Annotated in this window: 5 protein-coding genes; all 5 read left to right on the plus strand. The window is 27.1% G+C overall.

Going from position 1 to position 4,088, the window contains the following annotated elements:
- The first annotated feature begins 142 nt into the window (after positions 1-142).
- Entirely contained in the window at positions 143-697 is a 555-nt protein-coding gene (locus tag C8P67_RS21755; RefSeq protein ID WP_115815300.1) for a hypothetical protein, read from the plus strand.
- A gap of 186 nt (positions 698-883) precedes the next feature.
- Complete coding sequence (locus tag C8P67_RS21760; protein ID WP_115815301.1) at positions 884-1,408, plus strand: hypothetical protein; 525 nt, start codon at positions 884-886, stop codon at positions 1,406-1,408.
- A gap of 164 nt (positions 1,409-1,572) precedes the next feature.
- Entirely contained in the window at positions 1,573-2,121 is a 549-nt protein-coding gene (locus C8P67_RS21765) for a hypothetical protein (protein WP_115815302.1), read from the plus strand.
- Between the two features lie 179 nt (positions 2,122-2,300).
- The gene (gapS1, locus tag C8P67_RS21770; protein ID WP_147298285.1) at positions 2,301-3,734 is read left to right on the plus strand and encodes a GapS1 family protein; all 1,434 of its coding nucleotides are present in this window, start codon (positions 2,301-2,303) and stop codon (positions 3,732-3,734) included.
- Positions 3,735-3,902: 168 nt separating this feature from the next.
- Positions 3,903-4,088, plus strand: a 186-nt coding sequence (locus C8P67_RS22300; RefSeq protein ID WP_211319951.1) for a hypothetical protein, incomplete at its 3' end; no start/stop codon positions are given.

Raw genomic sequence — 4,088 nt, forward strand, 5'->3', positions numbered from 1 at the left:
TTTTGTCCATATTGGTTTTTAATTTAATAATTAGTGTATTTTTGTTGGGCTTGGGTCTTGAATCATCCGCCACTAAGCCAAGCGACAGAACGTTATGAGCTAGTTACCAAACGAAAAGAATACAAAAGAGATTTACTTTTAAATGAAAAAATATACTATTTTACTTTTTATAATTATGCAATTTATTTCTTGCAACTCAAGCAAGAGTGAAAGTAACGTAGATGAAAATTGCTACATAGCTTTAAAAGCAGTTTCTGATGTATTTAAAGTATATGATGAAAGAAATAAATGCTTATCTCAATTACTTAACGAAGTAAGGACGGAAAAAAATATTGACACTAAAAATGTTGAAAAAATCGAACGTTTATCTAAAGAAATAAACAAACAAATTACTTTAAGTTTAAAAAGTATAAAAAATAAAGAAATTGACAATAAGGATGAAGAGATATTTATTGTAAGTAGCAACTATCTTTCTAAAGTTAAAGAATTAGAAAATGAAATACCTTTATTAATTAAAGATGTATCAGATAATAATCCTAGCATTAACTTGAAATTAAAAAAATCAATTTCTGAATACTGTACAGAAGTAACTCAATTAGGTAATTTATATCATAACGCGATGAATCGGTATTATAAAATTCATAATATGAGTGATAAAAAACTAGATTCAATTGAAAACGCAGTTGAAAAGAACTAAAGCAATAAATAACCAGCTCATAACAGCTACTACAACGGATTTGGGTAATTGGCTTAATGGTTTTGTATTTGGAATGATTTGGCAAATCCGAAGAATGGGCTTAATTTAGTCCCAAACCCGCTATAGTACCAGAACGTTGTGCGTCAGTTTCGAGCAACAGAAAGTCGAAAAAAACTAAATTGAAATATGAGAAAAATAAAATATTTACTTCTACTAATTTTAATCAATTATAGTTGCTCGCCTAAATTCAAATCAATTGATAAAAAAGTTTTAAAAATTGAAAAACGAATTAATAAAAAATCACTTAGTGGAACTATGTGTTGGGATTGTAGTAAGGATGTTGATGCAACTATAGTTTATATAATGAATGATAAAAATGAAGTTAAAAAAATAAACATTGAAATCGATGGGAAAGAAAACTTTATAGAATATAACAGAAAATGTCAAATTTATTTGGAAAATAATATTCCAATATTTATAACAGAGGTTGTTAAAGGAGAACATACTGTTTATTTCACAGGATTTGATAAAGTAAATAAAAAAAATGTGAATCAAATGGATTCCGATTTTTCTATTAACATTCAAGTCTATATTGAAAATTGGGAGAGATTTGAAGTTAATGTAATTGGTGGAAATAAATATGATTTGAAATCAAAAGAAGAGTATGAAAAAATAGTAAATGAAGTTTTGAAACAAGAAACGAAAAAATAAAACCGAACGCACAACAGCTACTACAACGGATTTGAACAATAGGCTTAATAGAAAGATGGTTTTGTATTTGAATGATTTGTCAAATCCGAAGAATGGGTTTAGTTTAGTCCCAAACCCGCTGTAGTACCAGAACGTTGTAGGTAATTTTAAAAAAAAACTTCATAATGAAAAAAATATTGCTACTCATTTTAATCTTTTTTAGTTCTTCTTCTTATTCGCAACTTTTTGAAGGTCAAAAATTTTGTGAAGAATCAAAGGGTTTTAGTTATTTTTCTCTAGCAATAAATAAGAAGAAAATACTTTGGTATGATACTTTTTACTTTGAAACAAAGAATGAAACTAAAGTATTTAATGGCAAAACATATGTGGAATTTAAGCAAGAATGGAATAATTCCAATTCAGATCTATTATATTTAAGAGAAGAAAATGAAATTATTTATCAATACGATTCATGCTGCGAAAATGAAACAATTAGATATGATCCAAAATTTGAAATAGGACATTCATGGAAATCAGCAAGTGAAAAAAGTGAATATAGATTAATCTCATACAATGGAAAATTAAAAACTCCTTTTTGCGAATATGAAAATTTACTTGAGATTGAAGCAAAAATGCCATATGGAACGTTTAATTTTTATTATTTAAAGGGGCATGGATATATTGGTGCCACTAAAGATAATAAACTAGTTTCTTGCGTTACTCCAAAATGGTAAGGCCTAAAAAAACTACCTACAACAGCTAGTAAGCAATAGTCGGGAATTAGGCTTAAATGAAAATGGTTTTGTACTTGGAAAAATTGTGTTTATCAGAAATATTAGGATAACTTAGCCCCGACCATCGCCTACTAGCGGGACGTTATGCGTAATGCGACACAAAAAACGAAAAAACCAGCATGGAAATTACATTTTCGTATATAAGAAATAGAATTAAAGAACACCGAAAAGAAGATTTAATAGATAATTGCTACAGATTACTAGATCACTATCGAGATGAATTTGGGCCGATTTGGTTTATATTTCTTTTAATGAAATGGACATATTTATATGGTGGTGAAAAATATCCTTTAAAAGCTTTAACTACTCAGAAATTCAATGTTATTCTACAAAATATCACAGACTTTAATTCTGAACATATAAGCAATTATATAAAAATTGGCAGATTAGATATTGCTATGCATATATTTTATTCGCAACAATTCTATTTACAAAAAATAGTCCGAAAAGAGGTGTTTTCAATACAATTAAATCTTTATGAAACTTTAAGTGGAAAATATGATATAGGGAAATCTTTTAAAGAAAAAACCGGTCTTTCTATTTTCGATTTTCTGTACATAATGCAAATAATTTGGTTGTACGTAAATTCAAGAAAACACGATGACTCAAACTTAAATTTTGAAGATTATTTAGAAATAGATTTTTTAAACGTTTGCGCAGAATTAACAAGCAATGAAAAAATATCAAATTTTCTTGAATTGGTTGTTCTTGACCCTATGCAATCTCATAAGAAAATAAATGAATACAAACGAAATGTTAAGGTAGAAAATCTACAGCATTTAGAAACAACTTTTTTTACAATTTATCCTTTTCAACTATACAATGATAAAGTACGTTTGGTACACGAAAGGGTTTTAAATCATAGTATAAACTATTTTATTTATGATTATCTAAAATCTAATGATGAAAATTTCACAACGGAGTTTGGAAATAGATTTGAAAAATATATTCAATTGGGAATAATGGAAAGTAAGTTTTCTTTCATCAATGAAAACCAATTGAAAAAAAAGTTAGGAATTAATTCTAATCTAATTGATTTTTATTTAGAAGATTTTAATGTTTTTATTGAATGTAAAGCTATTGAAATACAACCTACTCCTCTAGTAAATCCCACAGATGAGATAATATTTAATTCTTTGAAAGAATCCATATTAAAAGCATATTTTAAACAGCTTTTAAATGTTTCAAAAAAAATTAATTCTACTAAAGAAAATTGGGGATTAATAATTACCTATAAAGAATTGTATTGGAGTCAATTTAATGACTTATTCGAAATTGGAAAAGATAAATTTGAGAACTCTATTGACAGTCATTTTTTACCTCCTGAGAACGTTTTTATACTTGATATATTTTCGTGGAATACATTACTACAAATAATTAAGGATAAAAAAATAACACTAATAGAAATATTAGAAAAAGCTAGATTTAATAATTCTAAGCCCGAAACTAAAAAACAAACATTTTCAATGCATTTGGATGAATACAAATCTAAACCTGTAACATTTAAATTTCTTGAAAAAGAATTAAAAAAATTAGAAATCACCGCAAAGTAAGCACTACGCATAACAGCCACTACAACGGATTTGGGCAATTGGCTTAATGGAATGATGGTTTTGTATTTGGGATGATTTGGCAAATCCGAAAATAGGGCTTAATTTAGTCCCAAACCCGCTGTAGTGCCAGAACGTTATGGGCTATCTATTCCAAAAAAAACGCAAGAAATGAAAATAAATATATGTTTAATATTCTTAATTTTAAGTTCACTTGTTAGTTGCGCTACATTTTCAAAAAAAGTCTCGTCTAAAAATCAGGTTATATTAAACAAACAGACAATTTCAAAAATAAATGGATTCTATGAAATAAAAAGTCTTAAATCAATTTGGAAATTTGAAGATTTAAAACCTGTA

Source organism: Flavobacterium aquicola, assembly GCF_003385115.1.
Lineage (GTDB): Bacteria > Bacteroidota > Bacteroidia > Flavobacteriales > Flavobacteriaceae > Flavobacterium > Flavobacterium aquicola.